Source organism: Pseudomonas sp. ASL8 (genome assembly GCF_056680355.1).
The window spans coordinates 3,901,514-3,927,455 of the sequence record NZ_CM155278.1; the positions used below are offsets into that span (position 1 = coordinate 3,901,514).

Sequence of the window (25,942 nt, forward strand, 5' to 3'; positions counted from 1 at the left end):
CCTATAGCGGTACTTTGCTAAGGGTAGTACGTAACTTGGACTGATCATTCCGTCTGCGGTGTTACCTCTTGAGCGCAATATCATGCTCAATCCGTGCGACCCGGCGATCAGCCGGGTTAAAGTCGAAAACATCATCGATTTTGTCTACGACGAGCACATGTTTCGGCCACGCAGCTAAACAGGCAAAGCAAATTAACGGTGGGTAGAAGCTAGGGATTGGACGACCACGTCGATACCACCCGACTCAGTGAGTTTGGTGGCGTCGGCGTGGTGGAGCATCTTTCTGTGCAGCACCAGCAAGTCACGGCGGAACCAGCGTCGATTCTGATTCCGCATTGCAGATGGCCTTCGAGTAATGCACAAGCAGCCCACCTCAAAATCGTAAGCGGGCTAATAGATGACTTGTTTCAATCCACGCCCATTGCCTTAAATACAGCCTCTACTGGTTCGCCATAAAAGCTGGTCTGAAACTTGGTGAACAGTTCGGCTGGGATGCTAGGGATGTCCTTGGCACTGCTCATTGGAAGCGCAACGCGCTTGCCTCCCGCGTCGAAAGCCACTTGCAGGCACTCGGCGATGCTTTCAACTGGCGTGATGCTACCGCCCAAGCTCATATCGCCGAGCACTACCATTTGACCTTGCGCAGGCCTGCCCATTAGGCCTGAAGCAAAAGCTACTAGGCTGGGTAGTGCCATATGAGTAAGAGGGCCGGTGTTTTGCAGTTCAACCACATGTAAATGGAAGTCGTGCTCCAGCACCTTAGCCGAGGCGCTGATGCGCGAGGCGTTGGCCTTGAAGTAGTCAAAGGCAATTTTCACCTGTTCTTTGGCAGAGCTGGAGTTCCATAGACCTGAGGTAGCTAGCTTGCCAGTACCCTTGGTCACCTGCAGTTCGATCCGATATAGCCCAGGCATGCCTTTGCCGCTCAAGCCTATAGTGTGGATAAATCCGGGCTTTCCTGGCCCTTCAGGGATAAGACCACCACCGCCTTGTTCTTTTACGGTGACGAAGTGTTCTTCAAGGGTTTCGTTGTCGATATAGCTGAAGTGAACATCGTAGAACTCCATTCCACCGATCTTCTTTAGCTGTTCTTTCACGCGTCGGCGGACCTGAAGTGCGTATTCGAGGCACTGGCGCACGTCTTCTTTGGTGAACACATCGTGCGGGTAGAGTAGCTTAAGCAGACCGGATACTGTTTTGCGTACTGCGATCACATCGCGCTGGTTAAGGTTATTACCCAGTTTGAAATGTTTGTCGATGGCGTCGGCAAAGCTGCGTTTGCGCATTTCGCGGAAAAACTCAGCCAGGTAATCGACGATTAGTCCGTACCTGTTGGTGAAAAACTCCGGACGCATTTTTGGGATTTCCCAGCCAGGAATGTAGGCGTGGAATCTGTCAAAAAAGGCTGCGTCGATCATCTGCTCAGGGAACGGGGCCAGCAGATGACTAGTCTTTACCAGCGATTCAACGCTCTGGTTGATGTTTCCGACGAAGACCATGGAGGCCGAGGCTTCCATTTGCTCGCGACCGCGACCGAAAGAACCGGAGGCCATGAAATCTTTCATGATCTGAACACCGTCCTTGTCCTTGAAGTTGATGCCGGCCACCTCATCGAAGGCCACCACATCCCAAAGACCGACCAGACCTATGCGGCGACTGCTCATGTTGTAGAACAGGTTAGCAACGGTGGTTTGCCCGCCGGAGACCAGCATGCTGTTCGGAGAACACTCCTTGTAGATATGGCTCTTGCCGGTACCGCGTGGGCCGAGCTCGCAGACGTTGTAGTTGTTCTCCACGAAGGGAACCATGCGGGCCAGCAAATGCCACTGCACTGACTCATCCAGGGTCGAGGGCTCCATCCCTATGGAGCGGATCAAGGCCTCGCGCCATTGCGATGTATTCAGCGCAGTGCGCCCGGTGAACAGCTCCTGCATGTTCATGTTCGGCATCTGGATCGGCTTGAGAAGCGTGACGCCAAAAGGAGATCCCGATTGGCCTTCCTCGTGGTAATAGCTCAGCGTTGCGATCACCCAGATGCCGCCTACAAGGAGCTTTTCGTATTCTTTGACGATGCCAGCAGAGATCTCAGCGTCCTTGATGCCGAGGTTGCTGAAAGAGGCTTCGTAGCGGTCTTTTTTTTCATTCAGTCGCACGGTGACTCGGTCGATCACCTTGTACGTGCCGCGCTCGCGAACTAGAGACTTGACCTTCTCGGCTTCATCCGGTCGAACATAGTTTTCCGCTAAAATTTTCTTGACGTTCTTCAGGCCCTGTTCGATCACCTCTGAGTCATCGGACGCACAGTACATACCCAGCAAATACTCCAGCACGTAAACCGGTACGTTCGCGCCTTCCTTTATCAGCTTGGTCAGATCCTTGCGCACCACGCGACCGGCAAAGTGCTCATTGAGCAACTGATCGAGATCTTTATCCACTTGGGTTTCCATCTAGTGTCGTGCTCTCAAAAAAAGTCGTCGGTGAAGGCCAGGTCAATCGTCACACGGTAGCGCTCAAGCTCAGTGTTCAAATCTTTATCGCGGATCACCAGGAAGTAATCTTTCTGCCGGTCGAAATCGCTGCCTGATAGTGACAGGCGTACCTGCTTAAGGCGCTCGCTCATGGAGTCCGTCGCACAGTCAAACGTCACAACCTCCTCACTGGAGACCGGTCGCTCCCCTTCGTAGATCGACACAGCAACCGTAACCGGCAACACCTGCTCGCTGACCGACTCGGTCTGGATCAGGTCAAAGCGCTGGATATTGGTGACCATCTTCAGGGCTGACTTCGGCGAGATCACCCCGACTTTGCGCTTGGTGCGTTTCTCCGCTTTCTCACCGCGCAACTGGTTTACCGTCAGCACAGGCACAACGATTTCCTGAGGCATGGCCCCGCCATGGACGAAGCGTGCACCGCCGACAAAGTGGAAACGATTCGCGCCTTTGGGTATCCAGAACTGAGTGTCCGATGTTGTGCCCGCGGTCTTCTTGGTCGATCCCTGCCAGACATCCTTGGCAGCAGGCAGAGTATGGCCAATGACATAGCGTTTCTTACTCTTGATCGAACTATCCGGCTTCTCTGCGAGTGAAGTGCGATCCGCCGCCTCAAGCTTGCTCTGCTGGAAGAGAAACCCATGATCGGCCGTGATCAACACCGTGCTGGTGTTGAAGTGCATGAGGATCTTGCGGGTCAGCTCGGTCAGCTCCTCAATGGCGAACTCGACGTGGTGGAAGGTATCCACCTCGGAGCCGCCGCCTTTGTCACTGCGGTCATCAATCACGTTGTGATAGACGTAAACCAGCTGCTGATCCTTCAGCGCTTCACGCCCAGCGTCACGGGACCACTCTTTGACCTGGAGTGCGGTCACGGCCATGCCGCCATGCCGGGCAAGAGCTTTGTCGCGAGCGATGGTGTTGCCAGTATTGAGTCCGTCTACGAAAACACCATCACTGCCTTCGCGATACTCCAGTGCCTGGTGTGGCAACAGGGATGCCATGCCCAGCGTGGTGTAACTCGGCAATACGCCCAACTGGCTATTCAAGCTGGCCTTGCTGTAACGCTTTTCATTGATACGCTGGCACAGCTCGACTGCGGCTTCATAGCGGAAGGCATCGCTGATGATCACTACAACGCGCTTGCTACGATGCCCCTCCAACAAGGGCGCTACCCAACGCTCATAGAAATTCTGCTGGTTAGGTACGCCAGGTATTTTCCAGCGCTCCAAGCGCTGTTCGGCCTCAACACGGTCGCCCCATGAGCGTCCGAGCTGATCGAGATACCAATAGGCATAGCATTGCTCGACGGCTTCATCGAGCTTCTTCAGCAACTCGACGTGGGCGCGCTGAGAGGCAGCGAAATAATGGCGGTAAGCCGTGTCAAAACGGTACAACTCACTCTCATAGGCTTTGTACAACGCCTCGGTGCTGGCGAAATGGAAGCCTGCAGCGTGCTGGTGACGCTGCGTAAATAGGTCGATTGCAGCCGACAGCGCCGTGTATAGCAGCCGGTACTTGCGGCGTGTCTCATCATCCTTATGGCGAGTCGCCCAGTAGTTATCCAGTCGCTCGGAGATGATCTTCGAAAACAGGCCGAGGTCACGCGGATCTGCCTCCGGAATAGCCTTGGTCAGGTCGACAATGATCTGCCGCTCGACGGCTTCGAAGGTCGCAACATTGGCCAAGCTCTCCAACGAGATTTCACAAATTTTCTGGGTGATATGCAGGGCCTCACCGACCCAGCCGGAAATCTCATCATAGGCCTGGTAAAACCGTGAGCTGTCACGCCAGCGGGAAAGCAGTGCACGTGAAGTAGCGCGTGCGCTGGCTGACGGAATAACAATCGCTGAGGCCCAGTTGGGTAAATCGCCGATGCTTTCGCAGAACCCGGTTGCCAGCAGTCGAATAAGGAAATGCCCAAAGCTGAAGGGTTTATCTCCACTGATCTCCTCGATGGAGGCCGGATAGCCCACCTCTTCACGCAAGGCCTGCAGCAACGCTGGCATTAGGCCGAACTTGTACAGCTCCTCGATGACCGCTGGATTCTGCTCAAGACCCAAATCGTCACGTACGGCACCATCAGCCACGGTGCAAACCAGCGTCATGACGTCACTGCCACTTGCACCCAGCACAACGGCAATCATCGCCAGATCCAACCCATGCTCAGTGTCAGTTGGTTGGATCAAACGCTTCAGGCTAGCTAGACGAGCCTTGCTGCTAAGGAAGCGCTCACGCTTGGCTAGATGTTCGCGGAGCACCTGCTGGTGCAAGCCCAGGTCATTGAATATCAGTGACACCTTGTCAGCGTAGAAACTGCGCGAGTACAGCTTGATGTCCAGCAGCCAGTCATCATTCGCGTCTGGTTCTGCGCAAGGGAAATAAAGCAGGTACTTACCTCCAGTGTCCTCGAGCTCCAGCTTGAGCTTGGTACCGAAGGTGGAATGCCCTTGCATGTTCAGCACCTGAACGCCGGGCAGATCAAGCTGGCCGAGTTCATCCGTGAAGCCCTGCTCAGGGTCGTACCAGAAAACGATGCGGTGGTGTTCTTTGAAGAATGCCTGATTCAGGCCTTGGGTCAGTTGTTGGGTGTCCATGCACTTATTCGCCTAAGCCTGAAACTGGAAACGAGAGGTCAGCGTGGGACATGTCATCGTAAGACAACAATGCATCCCTGACGGCCCGGAATTCATCAATATGTACGTTTTTTTCGGCGTAGATGTACTCCTTGAAACATCCGGAGGTTTAATTTTGGCAGAGCCAAGGTTGTCGCCATAGTTATAATTCATGGCTGGCCCTGCAATTGTCCGAGTTCGGCTGAGTTTGGTGAGCCGACTTCTTTAAACAGGGTAATAGCTTTCCAGCCGTATTTGCTCTTGGTTTTGTCAAAAGACATAACGGCTGCGCCGGCAACCTCGGCGTCCCGCTGTACGCCTTCAACCAGACCTGGCGGGACAAAAATGTCGCCATTTACAAAGCCAAATCCTTTTTCGCTTACTTTCAAGCTTCCTTTGAATGAACGGATATCCTGAGTCTCAATCACCTGTATGTTCTCAACCGAAACGACATCCTGACTCTCAGAGCTTATGTCGCAAAAGATCTTCACAAAAGTTCCAGGCTTAGGGATTTTTCGATTTTCGAATACAGCCTTTCGCGCAGAAAATTTAAGATCTCTGTGGATATAAATCGTGGCGCCTTTACCTGACTCGTGTACTGAAAGAAGTACACCTGACAAGTAGGTTGGTTTGGCCATGGCGTACTGATTGGCACCTATTGCGAGTTCCTCTACATGAGCATCAAGATCACTGGTATCCAGCGATGCGTCAAACCATGCAGATGACGTAAGCTCAACGATGCTGTCTTTAAGCGCCCAGCCATTATCGCTGTAGATTTTTGTCAGTTTTATCAGTGCCTTTGAGGCGTAATCATGCACGCCTGTCTGGGCAAGTAACTCCGCCAGTCGCACCAGTCCGGGTATGCTGAACTTGGGGTCGTGAGCGCAAGTTAAGCCGAAAGAAACTAGGCAAATAGCTTTTTCCGGTTCGTTTTCATAGGTTTTGGCCAAGCCAAACCATGCCCAGGATTCGCCGCGCTTGTTTCTAAGCACAGACAGATAGGCGTCTCGTGCCCTAACGATGTCGCCGGCAGTTACAAAAATCCTGGCTTTATCGTATTCAAGCCATATTTTCCCTTGCGGTGAGTCTTCCGCTTTATCCAAGGCGTACTTTAAAAATGCGACGACTCGACTTACAGGAAGGGGACTGTCTAGGCCTTTGTGAAGGTAATTTACGGCCACCATGCGTGCCAGTCGTAGCACAACGCTAGGAGACTCTCCTTTATCGGTACTAAATGGATTGTGATCGTCAGGGCTAAACAGGGAACTGCCGCGTTGCAGAATGAAAAGGCAGATTGGGTCGCAGAATTTTCCAGTCTCGCGGAAAAGATTCCACAGGCGATAGTCAATCAGCTCGTTAGGCAGCTCTAACTGAAGCAAGAGAATACGTGAGGCCCAAAGGTCAATTAGCCGTTGCTCATTGGGATGAGGCGTTTTGTTATCACGTGTTTTGAAAGGCTCAAGTAGCTTTTTCAGCTCCGCATAAATGACCCAGAATAAGGACGTCTGCAGGAATGTGTTTCCAGCGTCTTGCTCGAATGTCGGGTAGCCTACTTGCCATGCACCTTCAAAGTCTGCGCGCGACTTGTGATCGCGGATTTCATCAAAGACGCTCATGATTGCACCGCCAAAGCTTTCTCCAGCTTTTGGGCGATGTTCTCTGATGATGCTTTCATTATCCGAATCGAGCTGATCATTCCTTCCTTGTCGGCATTGACTTGAATTTCAACGCCCTCGTTATCCGCTGCAAGCATTAACTGCACTCGGTAGCTGGTCTCCGAAGCGTCGAATATGAAAAAGCCATGCTCAGCCAAGAGCTCCTCAAGGGTCTCGACTGCTTCAGCCAAGGCCGCACTTTGCGGCTGGAAAGGCTTAGTCAGAAACCTTTGAATGGCTTGCTGTTCAGTCTCGCTACCGTCGAGATAAACCACGTTGGTAATGGCAAGTTTTTTGTCGTAATACAGCCTAACTTTAATGCTCGTGGCGTTTGTTTCGCTGGTAAGCGTGATGACGACCTGGTAGCTGTGCTCACGCCAATCGTCAAGGCACCAGTCCGAACCTTCAAGCCGCTCGCTTAACTCAAGAAGCAGGGGTCGCAGCCTCAACTCGTTAAAGCCCATCGGCATAACCATCGAGGCTTCCTGCTCGGTGGGTTGGCGAGTCACGTCATAAAACAAGCCACGCTTAAGCGCAAAACTGCCAATCTTCACGTCATGGGCACGGCTTACGGCGGCATTGCTCAGAGTGCTTAGAAATGGCATCTGACGGATCGTGAGCATCTCGTTTGCACAGACCGAGGCGGTATACAGCCAGCGGAAGTAGTCCGAGTTATTGGGCTTTTCACTGGAGGCGCTGCGTGAGGCATTAACCCAGACACTTGGCCAGTGACGTCCCTGAGCGCGATGCACGGTTAATGCGTGGGCCGGACGGATCTGCGCGGCAGACAGATACCCTTGTGTTTGCAAAATCTGATACTCAAACCTGTCGTATTCCGCCCTTGCTTGCCTGTAAAGGGGATCACTCTTGTCCGGTAGTTGTTTCTTACGCAGCTCAAGCACTGGTTTGGCAAGCTGCCTAGCCAGTACTTGAAGCGCGAGATACTGGTCGCCAGTTATGTCAGGTCGTTCAGCTTCAAAGTAATCGACAAAATAACGGATCTCCACCTCTCCAAAGCTTGGAACTCGGCATCTGGCGCGCTGGAAATGAAGGCTGATTTTCTCTTCGCGCCCACGAAGTTGAATCAGGTGGGTTTCCATTGTGTCTTCAACAAAGTCGACAAGGCCAATCTCGCCGGAACGGATCCAAGGCACCGCACTTTGATTGGGTTTATCTGACTCAAGGACCAGGATCGGAGTGCGGTTATGGAAGTCAATCCGATCACCCATTGCCAGTTTAGTCGGGTTGGCATGGCCAAGAATTTGAGTTTTCACTGCACCATTTATTTTTGCAGCTTGCTCATGAGTGCTGCAAACCAGCATGGATTCTGCCCGGACATTAGACGTGTCCGGTACCCAGGTTCGAGACTTTGCATTCCCAAGAACTTCAAGCCGCAGGCCGGAACAGCGCGGTAACTTGTTAAAGCGATTTTTGTCCAGACTATCCACCAGATGTGCCTGGAGCTTGCTTAGCGCATCATCCTCATCGTCTAGGATTTGATCGGTTAAGCGGTGATTCACAACGCCAAGCCCTAACTGCTCAAGCATCTCGCCACTGATCAAGGACCGTTGTAGGGATCCCCTTGGCATCTGATAGGGATCGCCGATAACCACAAAGGGCGTTTTGTGCTTTGCAATCACCGAGAGAAAATCGTGAATCAGCCGCCCGGAGCCATAGCGTCGTTCACTTGCATCAAACGCCTCGTCACTCAGCAGGTGGGCATCAACCAATACGGGCATCTTGCCGTCTAAGTTAAGATCCGGTTTTACTTCGTGAATACCCACTTTGCGGCCATCTTTCGTCTCAAAGCGACTGGGCTGCAAGCTGTACAACCATGTATAGATCGAGACAGGTTCTGCAGCAGTGTGGTGATAAGCCGAAGAAATACGTGCGCTGGGAGTTAACAAAATCAGTTCAGAGCCACTCGCTTTCAATGCATCCACGAGTAGGGGAAACAGGAAGCGCTTGCCGGTCGATGCCATGCCGGCGAGACGAAATACGCCGCTGCCAGATTTCAGCCAGGTCGAAAACTCGCCTAGTACCTGACTCTGCTGCTGAGTCAATCTGCTTTCGTCAGATCTTGAAGCCGCCCGGCCACTCAATTGCCTGAGCTTGGGAGCGCCTGCCGGAACAAAAGGATCAATACCAAGCTGAGCAGTGAGCCGTTCCACGTTTTCGCGCGAGAGAAAAATCTCCCTGCTGACAATGGCGTCCAAATCGCGAACGATCCGTCCCATATCGCTGATATGGAACCAGGGCTTTATCGAACCGGGTAAGTGGCGATGATCGAATTCAATCGGCCCCTGAAAGGCTACCAGAGCTGCGACATGCCGCCAGTTGCAGGTCGCGTTAAGGTCAGTAAAGTTCCGGCCAAAAAAATCAAGCATGACCCCTTTGTTGATACGCAACTGGCGCAGCGGATTGACGCTGGCGCCGCCCTTTACTTGGACATTGCTGCCTGCTTCCTCGTCCTCAATCAGCCACGGGCCGTCTTCAGAAAACTGTAATTTTCCGCGGAACTCCTTGAAGTCGAGGATGATCACCGCGTTCGGCTTGATCACCATGGCATCCAGTTCACGGCTGCCCACATAGAAATTTCCCAGCAGGTACCAGTCCTGTCCAGAATCCGAACAGTGTAAGTCGAGCAAATCGAACAGCTCATTGAAGGCTCGATTCTCGTGCGTATGCTCAAAGGGTCTGCCGCGGAATGCTTTCAGTGCCATCGGTAATGCTCCATGCGGGTGGTCAGTCGCCCTTGTCGCCTGTTACAGCCTTAACCTCAGCCAACAAATCTCCAAACTTGCCATAGTTCACCTTCACGCCGTCACCCAGATCTAGGCTGATGCGCTGGTCGGCGTGGTGACGGAGTTTTTCGTCGAAGGTGGCGAGTTCGGCTTGTTGGTTGTGCAGGGTGGCGAGTTCTTTTTCCAGGCGCTTTTTCTCGGACGTGACCGTTTCGTTTTCGATGTCTGTGGCTAGCTTGGCTGCGTAGGTGTTGAGCTTCGTGCTGAGAGGGATGACGTACTCTGTACGCATGCGCGCCAGGGTGCCTTCATTGTAGCGGTGAAGGTAGACTAAGCACTCGAAGGCCTTGTGCTTCCCAGAGCTGAATAGCCAGTAGATGGGACGTTTCTTGTAGGTCTTGAGGTGATCCTTGAAGAACTGGGTGCTCAGGTAGCGGCGGATAATGTCCAGCGTCGACTCGCCGCGCTTGGGCTTGATGGTGTACAGGCACAAGCTCTCGGCGACGAAGTCGAGGTTTTCCTGCAGGTGCTCGTCGCCCCAGACGGCACGGACGAACTCGCGGAAGCGGTTGGTGGCGTCGTCCGCGAACCATTCCTGATCGGTCAGCGGCAGGATGCCGTCGCTGTCGGCGGGGAGGGTTTTGTAGGCGTCTTCGGCTACTAGTCCGGCAAAGCCTTGATTGCTAGAGTGGGCGTAGATCAACCCTTCGCGGTCGAGGGAATAGCGGCCCATGGTGCAGCCGATGGCATAAGACAATAGAAATTCAAATGTCGAACTACGATCGGGAGTATATATTGTTACATGTTCGTCATCAACATATGGGTCAATTAACCCATTAAACCCGAAGCCATTAATAATATGTTGATTAATGCTTGTTTCAATTTCTCTAAGACGCTCTCGGCGCTGAATGCAGCTGCGCTCCCACGTAGTCCATGAATGTTCTAAATAGCAATTTTCAGAGCTGGTTAGGGGTGACTTTTTAAAGTCCCAGCTCAGCTCAAAAGAGTCCCAGTCAACGTTGGATATTTCAATGGCCTCCAGCACCAATTTAATTGTTGATGTTTTGTCTAGGTTCATCGGGAAAGGAAGATTATTAAAGTCCCCTAATGTGAAGTGTATTGATGGATTTAGAACTTTTGAAAGATACTCATTAACTGACGAGTTAACAATGCCGAGTGCTGTTAGTGCATCATCATGGCTCTTGAAAAAAGCAGTGGGTGCACATTTGTCATAGACAAAGCCCCTTGGCATTAAGCGAGCAGAAAACATTTTTGTTGTTACATCGTTCCACGTAACGCCCTCATGGAAAAATCTATCTTGACCCGGAAGCGAATATGATTGCCCCGCATTCTGCCTGTACTCTCGGATATCATTGCCGCCGTGGTTAAAGTCGACAATATGTATAAAATTCCCAGACCACCGCCTAAAACTGCCTCCCTTATTGTAAGGCATGAATCGCTTAGTGGGATTTTCGTCATTTACATCGGGAAAAGATATGGCGGAGCAATCAGACTCATGCCAAAAGCGCAGAAATCTCTCGTTGTCACAAGTGAACATCCCTGAGACCGCATCGCCTAAGTCACGCATGGATGCTACTTTTCCAGGATTAGTTAGACGTGTTGCAGTGCATTCAGAGAAGCAGAGTCTTATTTTTTCGGGAACCCAATAAGAGAATGGATGATTGGGGATGGCGCCAAACTGCTTCTGGTTTACCTCATGTTCAAGCGATGGTGTACGCTCCAAAAAAACCTGTTCTTTGTCTGCTGACTGCGGTGCAGAGTCTAGGTCAACATAAACTCCAACGCAGTTATCTACATGGGTATTCTGAATTGTGAACGCCACAGTTCTAACAACTTTAGAATTGAGTTCTGGAAAGCTGTTGAAGCCAATATGAATGCATGAGTTTAGTGTTTTCTGCTTAAGTATTTTCCTCCTCAAATCAGTAAAGCCAGAAAGAAACATCCAGCTTTGCATAGTCACCATCGATACGACCCCATAATAACTTAACAGGCCAAAAGATCGTTCCAAAAATATTGCATAAAGGTCAGGTTTGCTGTCTGGATAAGCCTTGGCTGCAAAGGTCTTCAGTTCAGCATTCATGCCCTTGCTACCCATATATGGCGGGTTCGCCACCACCGCACTGTAGCGCTGCGCTAATATCCAAGCCTGCTGTATATAGGGAGTCAGCTGCTCCGCTGCTGGCCTCTGCATGACATCGCCGTCACGAGCCAGTTGCCGCAGCTGTTCCAGCAATTCGGACAGCGGCTTGACGTCTTCAGCTGGGACTTGGCTCAGCGAACCAAGGGTCTTCGTCTGGGTAAAGCGCGCCAGGGTGGTTTTCAGCAGCTGGTAGCGGTTGTCGGCATGAGCAGCGCTGAGGTCGGCTTGTTCATTGTCGAATAGACCCTGTGATTGGCCACGCTGCCAGTCACTGGTCAAATTGAGCGCATTCCATAGGCTTGCTAAATCAAGATGGTTACTTTCCTGCAGGGAAAGCACATTGAGTTTGACCTCGCGGTCGAAGATGCGGCGGTCGTCTTCGCGGGCAAGCATCATCAGGGCGAAACCAGCGAGCTGGCCTGCGCGGTCGTCGATGTCCAGGCCGAACAGGTTGTTTTCCAGGATCAGCTGCGGGATGTCTCGGCTGCGGTGACCACGCTCGGTGTAGATCTCCTTGAGCACCTTGTAGGCCTCGACCAGGATGTGGCCGGAGCCGCAAGCTGGGTCGAGAACCTTGATGTTCTGCGGGTCTACGCTGTCCGGAGTAGTGGCGGTCAGCTGAGCCTGCACTTCCGGCGTCTGTTCGGCCGGCTCGATGTAGTACGGCATTTTCGCTTTGAGTGGCGAGTCCGGGTAGGTTTGCAACCACTGGCGGCCTACTGAGTTCTGCACGAGGTACTGGACGATCCAGTTGGGGGTGAACAGCTGGGTGGCGGCGGGAATGTCCTCGCTCTTGACCACCTTACCCATGACTTCGCCTTTCTTATCGGAAATGTAGAACTGGTACAGCCAGCCGATTATCTCTACGTCCTGCCAGTCCTCTTCAGGAATGGCGTTCAGTAGCTCGCGTATCAGCGAATCGGTCTTGGTCAGGTTGTCCGGCAACAACAGCTCGGTGGCATCGTCGACCGCCTCGAATAGGAACGGCATAGCCTTATGCAAGGCATGGCACTGGGCAAGTAGCAGCTCGTGGTACAGCTCTTCGTCCTTGGTGCCGTCTAGTTTCAGTTCGGCAATGCGCTGTCGGTCGAGGCCTTCCAACTCGATATCCAGGCAGTCGTCGAGAATCTGAAAACTACCCGGTTGATCCGGGTGGCTGAGCACGCGGCGACCGTGATCGAGGTAGCCCTTGAGCTCCATGTAGCGGATGGCGCAGAGGCGGTTGAACCAACTGTAGGCGGCCTGCTCCATGGCTTGGGCAAAGCCTATCTGCTCGATCTTTTTCACCAGCGCGGCACGGGGGCGAATTATGCTTGCCGGGAACGGACGATCACCGATAAGCGCCAGATCGCCTTTCTGCTCCAGCGGTTCGATTCCCATACTGGGGATGCTGGATTCGCGGATGCCAAACAGCGCTGCGCGCTTGGTCATGGCGGTAATGAAGGCGGTGCGTGCCTTGGGGGCGTAGCGTTTGATGTTGTTGGTGTTCATATGGGCTTTCCCTAATCTCTTGAGCTGACATTGACGCTTTACTGTGGCCTGGAGGTGGTCTCATCTCCTACTGGTTGCGCTAGGTCAGTGAATACGAATGCGTTTGTTTTGCTTAATCGCACTTTCCAGCTCTACCTTGAGGGCGTCGATAAAGCGGTCGATATCGCTCTGGCTTTCTAGATACAAACCGTTCCCTAGTTTGTTGAACACACTGGTCGCTGCCACCTCGACCACCGGTTTGGGCGGTGCTACAGGTTTGGAGGTTGGCACCAGGGCAGGCGCTCGGTCTTCCTTGACGCCGTTAGCTGTGTTGGCTGCCTGTGCGGCCTTGGCCTGCTCTTCCTGAAGCTTCTGCAGGCGTTCAACCTCGACCTGAATGGCGCGCTCCAGATCGAACACGCCGTCGTTCAGGCGCTCGTCAGCGGTCTGGGTTTGCAGCATGTAGATGTTGGCGATGCTGGTTTCGGTCTCTAGGTCCGCCTTGACCAGTTGCAGGGGACGCAGTAAGCGGTTACTCAGCTCGGCGGTTTCGATACCGCTTTTGGCAATCTCGGACTGTAATTGGGCGATTTTCTCGTCGACACGGGCCAGGGCATGTTGACGCTTTTCAGCCAAGATGGCAGCGTTAATGGTTTCTACCGTTTCAACCAGTGTGGCGACCTGGTGCAGCTGACCGTAGGGCGTGGTGTTCTGCTCAATGGCTTTCAGCTCGGTCAGCGCTTTGCGGGCTTTCTCGTTTTTATCCAGCGCTGGTTTGTTCTTGTCGAAACGACGCAAGGCCAACTGCAGTTGCTGCCAGGTATGCAACTGGTTGGTGAAGAACTCGTGTAGATCCCGGTAGTCCTCTTCCAGATCCAGCAAGTCATCCTTGTTGTCGACCACGGCCTTGAAAAAGTCGACGCTATCAGTGTTGCTCAGCAGGCGCTGCAGGCTGAGCAAGGCCTGTTCTACGGTCTCTTTGCCAGGGAAGCGCCCGGCGCTAACCGTAGCTTTGTATTTTTCCAGGTTGGTGCGCCAGCTGCCGAAGTGCACGCAGTAATACTCAAACAACTCCTTTTCGCCTGCTGGACCAAGGGCGTTGAACAGCTCCTGGGTCAGATTACGTGCTTGCTTGAGCAGTCCTTCGTCGGTCTGGCGCTTTTTTTGCACCGAGACTTCACGGCGTTTTCGGCTGTTGGTGAGATACTCGAATGCGTCCGGCAGCGGCATGCTGGGGCCTGCGGCGTGGAACGAAATACGGCTGGAAGCGGCCAGGCGACCGAGGACCAGCAGGATCTCTCCGTCCGGCCAGCCATAGGGGCGCTTACTGAAACGCTCGATGAGGTCTGCGACCAGCAAGCGTTCGTTGCCGGAGGCGCGCAGCGAGATGAACTGTTCAACTTCCTTGATGGCCTGCGGATTGCCTTCGTCACCATCGAGGGTCAGGCCGAGTTGGCCGATGTCGTTAGTGTGCAGAATGGAGTGGAGTTCACGCTCGGGCTCCTGCTGTAATACTCGCAAGTAGCCTAATTTGGTGAAGGTGTTTTCAAGGAGGTACTGGCACACCTCGTCGAACTTGCTAAAAATATTGTTGCTTTTGAGCTTCAGGTGCTGCCCTTTTGCATAGACCTCTGCGCGCTCGGCCAGCTCTTCAAGTAGCAAGCGCAGGCGCTTTTTACGCTCTTGGTTTTCGCGACCGCGTTCGGCGAGGATCTTGCTCAGCTCAGGCTGGCTGCCGTCGTCGTTGAGGCGGATGAACTTGTTGGTCTTCAGCCAGGTGCGCAGCTCGGCGAAGAAATCCTTGCTGTCAGGTAATTTGAACAGAGCCATGCCGGCAGGAGCTTCGTTGCTTTTATTGATGCAGCCGGCTTCGCCATAAAGGGCGTAGTCGAGATCCAGTGGCGAGATCACTTCGACACGGAGGTCGTGCTCGTAACGGCCTTCCAGGCTGTGGCCGTCGAGGTAGCGACCAATGCTGTAGTCGGTCTTGTTGACGCTGTAGCGGAACTTGTTCTTGTCCTTGAACAGGTCTTTGTAGATCAGGTCAGAGAGCGCCTTGTTCTCTTCTGAACCAGCGATCTCTGTGGCCTTGATCTTGCGGGTGATGTCGCGCTCCTCGTTGGTGAGGAAGACAAACTCGTCACCATTGCGAGTGATCAGGCTTTCCTTTTCAAGGCGCTGGAGGGTTTCTTCGATGCGGCGACGTAGCGCTAGTTTGTCTTCGTCGACCTGTTCAATGGAGAGGGTGACGAGGTTGTCGAGGGTGCCCTTGATCAGGTCGACATAGCGGATCATGAACAGGGTGCGCAGGATTTGGACATCGAAGGCGTCGAGGACGCTGCTCTCGCCTGCCTGGTCGATGGTGCGCTTGACGGCTGTATCGAGGAAGCCTTCGACGGCGCGGTAGAAGCTGTACATGGGAATCAACGCGCCGAGCGGTTTATCCGCAATGGCCATGGCCGCCATCTGGAACGCATCGAGCATGGAGCGCTCACCGTAAGCCAGGTGCGCCCCGGTGGCACCGACCTTGCGGATTTCCTCGAAGACCTTTTGCACCAACTGGAAGTGGTACGGCGCAAAGGGATAATTGTTGATGAAGCTTTCCGGGCCATCGAAGTTCTTCAGGGTCGGGCCGGAGCGGTCGAAGGTGATCTGGTTGCGCAGGATGTCGCCTTTCTGTTCCCAAAGGGCGCGCAGTGCGGTTTCAGCTTCCGGTGTTTTGCGCAGCAGGCGCTTCTGGATGACTTCGTCAGTATTGGAGCTGGACAGCGAAAGTCGGGTTTTGAAGCGCCCGGCAATTTTCGAGAAGTCGTTGGCCTTGGAGGCGGACAGCTCGCCCAGTACGGCATCCATATCGGCTTGAGAGGTGACGATGATCCAGGCGCGGCCTTTGCAGATGGTGCCGAGGTTTTCGGTGATGGTCTGCAAGGTGAGCATTAGTTTGGTGTCGCTGCCGATGAACTGGCCGACTTCGTCCACCAGAAACAGCACGCGGTGTTTGGATGGCTGGGTGTCGAGGTATTCGCGCACCCAGTTGCAGAAGTTCTCGACTGAGACGCTGAACGTTTGCTCGGAATCTTCGAACCATTTGTGCGCGGCCTCAGCAGACAGATCGAGGGCTGCGGCTACCGCCTGCTCAATGTCATCCTGGTAGAACTGATAGCCATCACGCTCCTCAGTCCAGTCCATCCCGGTGGAATCATTAAAGGCTTGCTTGAATAGCTCATAGACGCCGCGCTGGGCCAGATGACGCTCCATGTGGGCGATGTGGGGATGGTCGCCACTGAAACCTTGATGCTCGTTGAACACCCGTAGGAAGACATTGAGGATCGGGTTGCCAGCATCGTTGGAGCTGGCTTTGCTGTCGATGTTAAACAAGATGACATCGGCACTGTTGGCAACGGCCTTGTCGATGTCGGCACGGATGGTGGCATCACGCAGTTTGCTCGCATCAAAGAAGGAAACAGCCTTGCGGGTGTTGCCCTGGTCGTCGCGCGCTTCGATGTTGGCCAGCAGGTATGACAAGGTCTTGAGGAAGTGCGACTTACCCGAGCCGAAGAATCCGCTGATCCATACGCCCACGCGGTTGGCGATGGAAGGATCGTTCAAGTCAGTACTGTAGGACTCGAAGAAGCTGCGGAAGTGTTTTTCCAGCTCGTTGGTGACAACGTACTCATCCAGCTCCTGGTGCACGGTTGCGTCGTCGGACTGATCCGCCTTAACCACGCCGTTGATCGGGCGATCGAGTTCCTTGAAGAAAATATCTTTAATGCTCACGGCAATCGTCCTTATTGATCAGGGAACCAGCTTGAAGGCGCGGTAGTAGTTGTTGCTGGGAATGCGGTCGAACAAGGCGAGTGACTGCCCTGAGTAATGACCGGGGTAAAAAAGAACCAGAGGCTTGTGGCCAAGCAGCGCGTGTAGCTTGTTGAGAAGGTTGTGGGCGCGAAGAACCGGCCAAACTGAGCCCACACCACTGATTAGCACCACGTCGTGTTGATCGGCGCTGCTGTGTTCCATTAGGAAGGGCGCGAATTTGTCCATATGCAGCGGTCCGGATAGCGCCTTGAGCAACGCGAGGTCACCTTTGGTTTGCTGCATCTGAATGGCTTTTTCAGTGAAGCTGCGTTGATCCAGATATTCGCGCATAGCCTGCAGCAGATTGATATGAGCCACTTTGAGCTGACTGTGCTTCTTGGCAAGGAAGCCCTGCAGGAAACTGAGGTATTCGCGCACCTGCAGCTCATCCTCGGGGGCATAGTCGAAGATCCAGAAACCGAGCTCATTGCCCAACCCTTGGCTCTTCAAGAACTCTTCGGTGAGGATCTTGTCTGGGATCTGGTTTAGCCGATCCTGCAGTTGCTGATTCATGCGAACACTCCTTATTCCACGCCTACTGTCCGGTGGCATTGGATACTTCCAAACAGGCTTTTATGCGATAGCGGTAGCTGTCATCCAGCAATACGCGGACCTCTGACCGAATCATCAGGTTTTGTAGTTTCATGCTGCGGGTGCTTTTCAACAGGCCGACCTCGGCCAGCATGCGATAGACAACCTGCGCCATCTTCTTACGACTGGACTCCGTCCAGGTGGTGATGGTCGAATCTCGATGGCTGCGTTCATCCAGAAACTCATTCCAGTGGTAGGGTTCGAGCACGCCGGCGCGGGTGACGAAAGCGTCTTTGAGGATGGTCTCGATGAATTCGACGAGGAGCAGGTTGCGCTCCAAGGCCGAGCAGAACACCACTTGGGTAGCGAGTTCATCATCTCCATCTCGAATTGCCCGCCAGAAAGGGGCATCCAGTCGCTCCAGACGCTTGCGGATGGCTTGAGCCACACGCTTGGCCGAAGCTGGTGCGCGTTTCTGCAGCCGGTTCTGTTGCTGTATGACCTCATGCCATTGCTCAGGGCTGGCGTCCTGCAGCAGCAGGTCTGCAACGATGCGTGATTCACGCACCTGCAACGAGCCGCCGATTAAGTCAGAGTCGTAATGGAAGCTATGCATGCCTATTCCCCATCACAGCTAAAAAGGAAGGGAGTTAGCTTGGCGCGATCAGCTGGAAGCAATTGCAATGGATGCTCGCGTACTCGCTCGGCTTCTTCTGAGGTGATGGCAGCCTGATAACGTTGAAGGGTGTAGTGGGCAAGTGCTGTGCGAACGGTCAGTTGTAGGCGGCCTTCTGGCATACCGAAATCGCGTTCAACTAAAGACTTTTGGGCATCGCTGAGTAGTTCATTAGGGATTAGTGTCAGGTTGACTTGGTCGTGCCAGCCAATGTCTGTACTCGATAAGGGGGCGTGAGCGTCGCACGATTTTGGCGTGCGATAGATACGTGAGAGTAAAAAGTCGCGGAAGGCCTGGCGCTTATGGCACCAAGCGCGAACGTGCCAGCGGAAACCCGTATAAACGAGAGTGTGAGGTGAAATCACACGTTCATGAATTTGCGGGTTGGACATGGAGGCGTAGAGTACTTTCAGGCTGCCGGCATTGCGGCAGGCTCTGATTAACTCGCGAACCACTTCAGGGCGGGCTGCACGATCTGGAAGTTGGACAGTAGCGACGCTGGGGTGAGCTTCCAAAATCTCAGACACGGGCTGATCAGATTGCTCGCCGATGAGTGCCATGTACTCATTTATGTGCCCAGCGCTCAGTACGGGCTGAAAGCCAGCCGTCGGGACATAGCCTTTAACTGCAGGGCTGTGAATTAGAGAGCCTGGATTGAACTCGCTGTTATAGCGATTGATATCGGAAGAAGCTTGCTGGCGGCTGATGCCAAACCATGCCATCAACTGAGTGGTGACTAGGCGACCCTCCCAATAGCTGATTAGCTCTATCGCGCGTAGCCTGAGGAGGGCTTCGTGTTTGGGGAGCGGCATTGGCATTCCTGAATGTGAGCTGGTCCAGATAATGCCTGATGCGACGCGCCAGTGTAAATTTATTTACTGTAAAGTTTTTTGCGTTTTGAATGATTTCGCGTGGATCGCTGATAGCGTCGGCGCCGGGTGCGTGAAAAATAACGTCGATCGATTTTTAACGATCTCAACTCGTAAGCCCTATTTCCAAGTTCACTTGGTCGGACTGCATTGTCAGTAGCTTGAGCAGAAAAAATAAAGCGCACAACACTCATGGATGCTGCTGTTGTGTGGATGCTGTTGAAGCTTGTAGTGCGAAAGACGAAGCTGCCCAGTGGGTCACTGCCGCCGATTACCACATTCAGTCCCCCCGTAGGGCTTGCAGGTATTGCCTCTGGCCAGCGAAAGGTACTCCTGAGACTGAGGAGGCACGATCATGGGCTATGGGGGGCCAATGTGTCGCGGTCTTCATCAGGATCGAACAGCAGCAGATTTTCCAGCAACAGACCGTCACCGGAAGGGAGGTCAGATCGCTCGCGACTCATTCCGTCGTACCCAAGAGTCACTCTTTTATTTATTAAATGATCGTTGATAATGGCTAATTGCTATGCACTAGAGCCTGCTGCATGCTGGCAAGATTTTTAGCAAGGATGTCGTCAGTGGGACGCCATGGGAAAGGTCATCGGTATGCTGAATAAAAGTGAAATGGGTTGGGTGGATTTTTCATCCGAGGACAGGGATCGGGTCAGGGATGTGATCAAGCAGCTTTCGGAGCCCGGAACCCTTGATGAACTTGGAGTCGGTGCCTTGCGCGATGGTTTTGCCGACCTTATGTTTCCTGGATTTTCGACCATTCAAACCCGCGCTAAATACTTGATAACCATTCCACGGATCATTCGCGATTATCTGGCGCTCAAGCCAGCGCAACAACGCAGGCAGTCACTGCAGCAGTATCTTGAACAACAGGAAAATCAGCTTGCCAGGGCTCTGACCCTGCAACACCTGAATGAGGGTGTGACCGGTATCATCGGCTCAACGATGAAGGAAGGCGAGTCGGTTGCGCGATTGCCATCGTCTGTTTATTGGGTGGCATTACGTACTTGGGGCATCATCAATACCCAGGCTTCGCTTAATCAATTCTTGAGGTCAGTCAAACCTCCCGAGAGCAGCTTGGGAAGCAACCTGCCAGATGAGGCCGACGATGCCGATGGCGTCTCGGCTGATAGCAGGGTTCACCTTGATCGATACGATCCGCAATGGATCGAGGATGTTCACATCACCTTGACCGAGTCCGAGGCGGTGTTTCTCAGCGACAAACTTCAAAACGGTCCGATCAATAGTCTGCCATCGCAGCTTGAGCTCAGTGGCATGTTGAAAGAGGTTTTAGATGAGGATCTGGCGGGCTTCGCTCAACTTGCCGGGTGGGTAGCGGCAAAGTCCGATTTGGCTCAGAGCACCCGTGACACGGTAAAGATGGCTCATGCATTCAGTGAGCTGATCTACGGTGCCCATCTTCGCTTCAACATTCTGGTTGCGAGGAATAATCAGCGTGAGGATTTGGTCAATCAGTACGAGTCTCACTGGCTCGACTGGCGTAAGGTTCGTCAGGCTGGACCTGAACAGGTTATGCAATGGCTGGCAGCCACCAACATCACGCTGCAAGGCCGGGTGGGGGCATTCTTGATGGAATGGAGCGAGCACATTGCCAACAACGCATCGGTAGTAGTGCTTGATGCTCTGGTCGAAAAACAGGCTTTGGGAAACAAAAAAGAGCGATCAATTCTGAAAAAGCGTTTGCCTGATAACTACCGTTGGATCGGCATGAGCCGTCTTGATTTCCGGTGGTCTCAAGTGCGCACCATCCTGGGCGATATTCAGGAGGGTTTGCCATGTTAAATCCGAGCGTCGATCGTCTTGACTACGGCGAAAAGCTGCAGGCCCCAGAAGGGTTTCAGCTGAGCTACGCGGTGGCAACCAGTTATTCACTGGAGCTCGATACCCTGCTGTGCCTACCCCTGGCACTGTCCTTGAACGGCACGCTGGAGGGCAATCCGCATGGCGGCAAGCTGGCTGCGCTTGAGGGCATCCGCCAACTTAAAGGTCGACTGAAAGTCTTTTTTCAGCAAGGCAATATCAAGGTTCCCAGTGCGTTTACCCCACTGTTTACGCTCCTCGAACCATGTTTGGTGCCTATGGTTCCAAGCGGCGGCTTCAGCTCCTTCCACCCCAAGATATGGCTGCTGCGGTTCACCAATGACATCCGGCAGGTGCGCTACCGGCTACTGGTGCTGTCTCGTAATCTGACGTTTGACCGCAGTTGGGATCTGGCGGTCGCGCTTGAGGGGGAGGTGGCCAAGGAAAGCAGTCGGGAGAATGAAGGTCTGTTGGAGCTTTTGCAGGAGCTCACACCTTTCGCTAGGCATAAAGACAAAGCGTTGGATTTCGCCCCGGCCTTCTCTCTATTCAAGAAAGAACTGCCTCGTGTCGTTTGGCAAAAACCCAATGGTTTTCGAGAGCTAAAAACCTTGTTGGGTAAGGCACAGCAAGTTCCGCTGGACTTGGGTAGCTCCACGAACACTGTGCTGGTGATATCGCCTTTTCTGCATGCGGAGGCACTCGACATGCTCAAAGAGCGTGGCGAGCGCCATTGGTTATTCAGTCGTGCTGAAGAGTTGGAACGACTTGGGGCTGAGAAACTCGCGGGTTGGGAGTGTTTTGCCCTTAACCAGCGGGTTGTCAATGGCGAAGATCACTTGGATAGCGGTAAAACGCAAAACCTGCATGCAAAGCTGGTTTTGGTCCAGAACGGCGCTACCAGTCACTGGCACGTGGGCTCCGCCAATGCGACTAAGGCAGCGCTTGGTGGTCTCAGGCAAGCACCGCCTCGTAACACTGAATTCATGTTGCGCCTTTCAAGCTCGAGTATCGCCCAGTCGGCCCAACAATTGAAATTGGAGCTGATCGGTAGCGAGGAAAATCCGACGGGAGTTTTCATTCCTCACTCGTTCCAGAATGAAGAGCAGCAAGAGCAGAGCTCGGACGACGAGGGTCTGCGCAAACTTTTGCACACCTTGATTAAGGACGATTGGAGTGTCAGGGCCAAGGTCAATGCCGACTTCACCTACAGGTGTGAAGTTCACTGTTCAGCGCCGCTCCTTGCAAGCTCCGAATCGGTCCAGGTGCGGTTTCTGGACGTGCCTGGCTACCAGGACTTGAAGGCGACGTTGGTGTGGGATCGACTGAGCCTCTTGCAGGTCAGTGCCTTTCTGGTCGTGAAAGTGCGGGTTGGCGACAAGGTTATCGAGCGGGTAATCAAAGCCTCACTCATCATTGACGGTGGCGACGGTCGAGAGCAGAAAATTGTCAGCGATTTGATCGACAGCCCGCACAAGCTGTTGGCGTACATACGAATGGTGTTGCAGCCTGATCATGAAAAAACTGAATGGTTCGCCCGCGACCCTGGCGCTTCAGCACTAGATGGCTCTGACGAATTGTTGAGCCATCTGATGGGTGGGCCCATCTACGAGTCGCTACTGCTGTGTGCAGCCCGGCAGCCCGAAAAGCTGCAGCGAATAGAGGCGGTACTCAGTCATCTGCGATCTGTGGAAGGCCGGATACCCAAAGAGTTCAACCAGCTGTGGCATAACTACAAAGCATTTCTAGGGATGGAAAAAGCGTGAATACAAGCATTACGACGCGTGAACGCGCATGCCTGGAGTTAAGGTCCACGCTCTCTGGACTCAAGGATTTCCAACAGGCTACGGTGCAACGGATAACTTCTTTATTCAATGACCCCAACCATAACCACCGGATTTTGGTGGCTGATGAAGTGGGACTGGGTAAAACGATAGTTGCCAAAGGCGTCATCGCATCTTTGTTACTGGACTGGCATGAGCCCCGGCCGTTTCGCGTCACGTACATTTGCTCCAACCTTGCGTTGGCGACTGAAAACCGCTCCAAGCTTGCGGTTTTCAAGGACCCAAGCATGGCTAGCCTGGTGCGCGAGCCCGCTTTTTCGAGGCTGGCAGAAGTCGCGCTGCTTCCTGAACCGGATCTGGCCGACGGTGCCTTGCTGGAAGTTTGTACGCTCACGCCCAGTACTTCTTTTTCGATGACTTACGGCGCAGGCAACAAACGCGAACGGTTGGTGATTTTTGCGGCTCTCCTTCAACATGAAGATATCGTCCCACTGCAGGGCAAATTGTCTGATCTGTTTCGCGATCGGGTGCAGGACGTCGAGGGTTGGGAGTACGGGCTTCAGGAAGTTCAAGTCCGCGGACTTAATACAAAGATCGTTGAGGACTTTCATCACAAGCTGATGGAAGTTGCTCCGGGTGAGGCCCGGTCAAACATGGAGGTGCTGACGAAGGTCGCCCAGACTGGCGTTAATCGAGACAGCCCCGAAGAACACAGCCTGTTGCGTCGGCTACGCGTGCTTTTTGCTGGATCTTGCGCGGCACACCTGCAGGCGGACTTGTTCATCCTCGACGAGTTTCAGCGGTTTGAAAGTTTGCTCGACCAGTCTGAGGGCAACGAGCACTCGATGATTGCCCAGCAGGTGTTCCGCAAGAACCGCCGCAGCAAGATCATCTTACTCTCGGCGACACCGTTCAAGGCACTGAGCACCATCCCCGATGACGAAAACGACGACGGACACCTTGCCAAGCTGGAGCAAATACTGAGTTTTCTGAACCTGACTCCGCTTACGGCCTATGAGCCTGTGCGCAAAATGCTGAAGTCGGAATTGCAGCGCCTGCGTCAGGCGGGTGTGAAAGTTGATGATCTGGATGAGCGCCCTCGCCAGCAGGTTGAAAGCCTACTGCGCCCGCTTATTGTCCGTACCGAACGAAGCCAGATAGCCGTCGATGTAAACCGTCTGATCGATGCGCCCCCTTTCGACTGCAGCGCTGAAGTGCGTGCCGAGGACATCAAGGCTTACATAGAGCTGGATCGACTGGGAAGATTGCTTGAGAAGGACCGCAACATGAGTTTCTCCCGGCAGATGATGGATTTCTACAAGTCAGCCGCATGGCCGCTGTCGTTTAGCACAGGCTACAAACTGCAAGATGTATTGCAGAGCAAGTTCGAGAGTGATCCCGAAGTGCGTAAGTGGGTAAAACGCAGCCAGAGCCTTTGGCTGCCTCGGGATCAGGTCAACGACTATAAATTGAATGTCGCACGGGATGCTCCAAATCCTAGGGTGCGGTCGTTGACTACTCATTTGTTTGGTGACGGTAAGAAAAGTGGGCCGGAAATGCTGCTGTGGGTTCCGCCCAGCATGCCCCACTATCCGCTGGCAGGTGTCTTTATCGGCCACGAAACATTCAGCAAGACGCTGTTATTTTCTGCCTGGGCCATGGTCCCGCGGATGCTCAGTGGTTTGTTAAGTTATGAGTCCGAGAGGCGGGTGTTAGGTCGACGCCAGCCTGAGGCTGATTATTTTCCGCGCAAGACAAGGAGTAAGGCGCGAGATGACTCCGCCAGCCATCATGATCTGAATCGTCTGATCCGGCTGGACGCTGGCGATCTTGCGTACTGGTCGCTGGTTTATCCGAGCAAAGTGTTGATCGATGTTCCTCTGAAGCGAAATGAAGCATCGCTCAAAGATTTGCTTGCCGAGAGAATCAAACACTTTGCCGGGCTGCTCAAACCACTGGCGGCGGGGCATAGCGGAAGTCGCAATCAGAATCACTGGTATGTGCTGGGACCAATGTTGCTCGACCGCATGCACAACGACAATTGGTATGAGGACTGGATCGCGAGTATCAGCAACGGATCTGATTTTCACGAAAACACTCTAGGGCGAGTGGACGATATCTCTCAGCGGCTGGACAGCATTAAAGAGCTCGGTGAAATGCCTGCCGATTTGCCAGAGTATCTCGCCTGGTTGTCTGTTGGTTCACCTGCTATATGTGCTTATCGCGCACTGTCTCTGACCTATAGCGAAGATGATCCAACGGTGAATTCCGGGCATGCCAGCTCCATCGCTTTGGCGTTCGTCAGCTTGTTCAATGGGGTCAGCGGTAGCGCCGTCATCAAGCGCATCAGCAAACGACAGCATTGGCGAGGCATTATCAAATACTGCGCTGAAGGGGGGCTGCAAGCGATGCTGGAGGAGTATTTCTACATGCTCTCCTCATCGAACGGTGTCGATGACGCGGTGAAAGCTATCGATAATTCGCTGCGCACCAAGCCGTCCAGCGTGAAAGTCTGGAAAGCCGGTCCGATCGATGACAGCACTCACTTGCGTTGTCACTACGCAGTGCAGCTCGGTACGCAGAAGGCCAGTGATGAAGCAGGTCAGGAACGGGTCGTCAGTATCCGTGAGAGCTTCAACTCGCCGTTTCGTCCGTTTGTTCTCGCCTCGACGTCGATTGGTCAAGAAGGACTGGATTTCCATTGGTATTGTAGTGATGTCGTGCATTGGAACCTGCCAAGCAATCCCATCGACCTGGAACAGCGTGAAGGACGAGTGAATCGCTACCAGTCATTGGTCGTGAGACGGCGGGTGGTCCAGGCGCTTTCCAAAGAGACCGACTCGTTCCAGCGGTGGGCAGCACTCTTTGAGACCGCTGCAAAAATGCCCTGGAAAACCGACCTCGTACCTTACTGGCACTATCCCGAGGGCGATGCTCAGATTCGTCGTCTGGTTCCAGTCATGGCGATGAGTCAGGAGCAACAACGCTATCCGCAGATGCTGAAAATCTTATCCCTGTATCGCCTGGCATTCGGCCAACCTGGCCAGAGTGAGCTGCTTGAGCATCTCAAGAACCTCAACCTGTGCACCGGCGACCTGGAGAAGCTGAAGCGGCGGCTCATGATTCAGCTGGCCCCTATTCTTTATCAAGATGAAAGTCAGGACGTCCCGGCATAACATCTGGCGGGCTTGTGCTGGCCTTCATTTGATCACGACCAACAGTGGCCTACCGTCAACAAAACGCACACAACAATGGAT

General features: G+C 53.5%; 13 protein-coding genes and 1 pseudogene. 3 read left to right on the forward strand and 11 right to left on the reverse strand.

All coding sequences use genetic code 11. From position 1 onward, the window contains the following. Window positions 1-192: 192 nt before the first annotated feature. The 11 genes and pseudogenes from AC1MEA_RS18050 to AC1MEA_RS18100 all read right to left on the reverse strand — a co-directional run. Window positions 193-336: a hypothetical protein gene (locus tag AC1MEA_RS18050; RefSeq protein ID WP_480416966.1), complete on the reverse strand. Its 144-nt coding sequence runs from the start codon at window positions 334-336 to the stop codon at window positions 193-195. 71 nt (window positions 337-407) lie between these two features. Further along, on the reverse strand, window positions 408-2,447 hold the full coding sequence (gene brxL / locus AC1MEA_RS18055; protein ID WP_480416967.1) for a protease Lon-related BREX system protein BrxL: 2,040 nt from the start codon (window positions 2,445-2,447) through the stop codon (window positions 408-410). 14 nt (window positions 2,448-2,461) lie between these two features. Then, the gene (gene pglZ, locus AC1MEA_RS18060; protein ID WP_480416968.1) at window positions 2,462-5,086 is read right to left on the reverse strand and encodes a BREX-1 system phosphatase PglZ type A; all 2,625 of its coding nucleotides are present in this window, start codon (window positions 5,084-5,086) and stop codon (window positions 2,462-2,464) included. A 188-nt stretch (window positions 5,087-5,274) separates the two neighbouring features. Beyond that, window positions 5,275-6,720, reverse strand: a complete 1,446-nt coding sequence (locus AC1MEA_RS18065) for a tetratricopeptide repeat protein (RefSeq protein ID WP_480416969.1) — start codon at window positions 6,718-6,720, stop codon at window positions 5,275-5,277. Then, a complete protein-coding gene (locus AC1MEA_RS18070) occupies window positions 6,717-9,482 on the reverse strand; it encodes an ATP-binding domain-containing protein (RefSeq protein ID WP_480416970.1) in 2,766 nt (921 codons plus the stop codon). Before AC1MEA_RS18070 ends, AC1MEA_RS18065 begins: the two co-directional genes overlap by 4 nt. Window positions 9,483-9,504: 22 nt before the next feature. Beyond that, window positions 9,505-13,155 (reverse strand): BREX-1 system adenine-specific DNA-methyltransferase PglX, encoded by a 3,651-nt coding sequence (pglX, locus tag AC1MEA_RS18075; protein ID WP_480416971.1) that lies wholly within the window; start codon window positions 13,153-13,155, stop codon window positions 9,505-9,507. Window positions 13,156-13,239: 84 nt separating this feature from the next. Beyond that, window positions 13,240-16,911, reverse strand: a complete 3,672-nt coding sequence (gene brxC, locus AC1MEA_RS18080) for a BREX system P-loop protein BrxC (protein WP_480416972.1) — start codon at window positions 16,909-16,911, stop codon at window positions 13,240-13,242. Between the two features lie 18 nt (window positions 16,912-16,929). After that, complete coding sequence (locus AC1MEA_RS18085; protein ID WP_480416973.1) at window positions 16,930-17,505, reverse strand: DUF1788 domain-containing protein; 576 nt, start codon at window positions 17,503-17,505, stop codon at window positions 16,930-16,932. A gap of 22 nt (window positions 17,506-17,527) precedes the next feature. Beyond that, complete coding sequence (locus AC1MEA_RS18090) at window positions 17,528-18,139, reverse strand: DUF1819 family protein (protein ID WP_480416974.1); 612 nt, start codon at window positions 18,137-18,139, stop codon at window positions 17,528-17,530. A 2-nt stretch (window positions 18,140-18,141) separates the two neighbouring features. Continuing rightward, window positions 18,142-19,011, reverse strand: a complete 870-nt coding sequence (locus AC1MEA_RS18095; RefSeq protein WP_480416975.1) for a helix-turn-helix transcriptional regulator — start codon at window positions 19,009-19,011, stop codon at window positions 18,142-18,144. A gap of 248 nt (window positions 19,012-19,259) precedes the next feature. Beyond that, window positions 19,260-19,389, reverse strand: a pseudogene (locus AC1MEA_RS18100) (recombination directionality factor); the annotation flags it as partial. A 267-nt stretch (window positions 19,390-19,656) separates the two neighbouring features. Here AC1MEA_RS18100 and AC1MEA_RS18105 point away from each other — a divergent pair. Genes AC1MEA_RS18105 through AC1MEA_RS18115 form a run of 3 tightly spaced genes read left to right on the forward strand, consistent with a single transcriptional unit; the run spans window position 19,657 to window position 25,861 of the window. Then, on the forward strand, window positions 19,657-20,883 hold the full coding sequence (locus AC1MEA_RS18105) for a DUF6361 family protein (RefSeq protein ID WP_480416976.1): 1,227 nt from the start codon (window positions 19,657-19,659) through the stop codon (window positions 20,881-20,883). Next, complete coding sequence (locus AC1MEA_RS18110) at window positions 20,829-22,667, forward strand: phospholipase D family protein (protein WP_480416977.1); 1,839 nt, start codon at window positions 20,829-20,831, stop codon at window positions 22,665-22,667. The genes AC1MEA_RS18105 and AC1MEA_RS18110 overlap by 55 nt, the downstream gene beginning before the upstream one ends. Next, complete coding sequence (locus AC1MEA_RS18115) at window positions 22,664-25,861, forward strand: C-terminal helicase domain-containing protein (protein WP_480416978.1); 3,198 nt, start codon at window positions 22,664-22,666, stop codon at window positions 25,859-25,861. The genes AC1MEA_RS18110 and AC1MEA_RS18115 overlap by 4 nt, the downstream gene beginning before the upstream one ends. The last annotated feature ends 81 nt before the right edge of the window (window positions 25,862-25,942 follow it).

Coding starts and splice junctions, on each gene's coding strand:
- AC1MEA_RS18050 (WP_480416966.1), bottom strand. CDS start 336: ATGCGGAATCAGAATCGACGCTGGTTCCGCCGTGACTTGCTGGTGCTG.
- brxL (WP_480416967.1), bottom strand. CDS start 2,447: ATGGAAACCCAAGTGGATAAAGATCTCGATCAGTTGCTCAATGAGCAC.
- pglZ (WP_480416968.1), bottom strand. CDS start 5,086: ATGGACACCCAACAACTGACCCAAGGCCTGAATCAGGCATTCTTCAAA.
- AC1MEA_RS18065 (WP_480416969.1), bottom strand. CDS start 6,720: ATGAGCGTCTTTGATGAAATCCGCGATCACAAGTCGCGCGCAGACTTT.
- AC1MEA_RS18070 (WP_480416970.1), bottom strand. CDS start 9,482: ATGGCACTGAAAGCATTCCGCGGCAGACCCTTTGAGCATACGCACGAG.
- pglX (WP_480416971.1), bottom strand. CDS start 13,155: ATGAACACCAACAACATCAAACGCTACGCCCCCAAGGCACGCACCGCC.
- AC1MEA_RS18085 (WP_480416973.1), bottom strand. CDS start 17,505: ATGAATCAGCAACTGCAGGATCGGCTAAACCAGATCCCAGACAAGATC.
- AC1MEA_RS18090 (WP_480416974.1), bottom strand. CDS start 18,139: ATGCATAGCTTCCATTACGACTCTGACTTAATCGGCGGCTCGTTGCAG.
- AC1MEA_RS18095 (WP_480416975.1), bottom strand. CDS start 19,011: ATGCCGCTCCCCAAACACGAAGCCCTCCTCAGGCTACGCGCGATAGAG.
- AC1MEA_RS18105 (WP_480416976.1), top strand. CDS start 19,657: ATGGGAAAGGTCATCGGTATGCTGAATAAAAGTGAAATGGGTTGGGTG.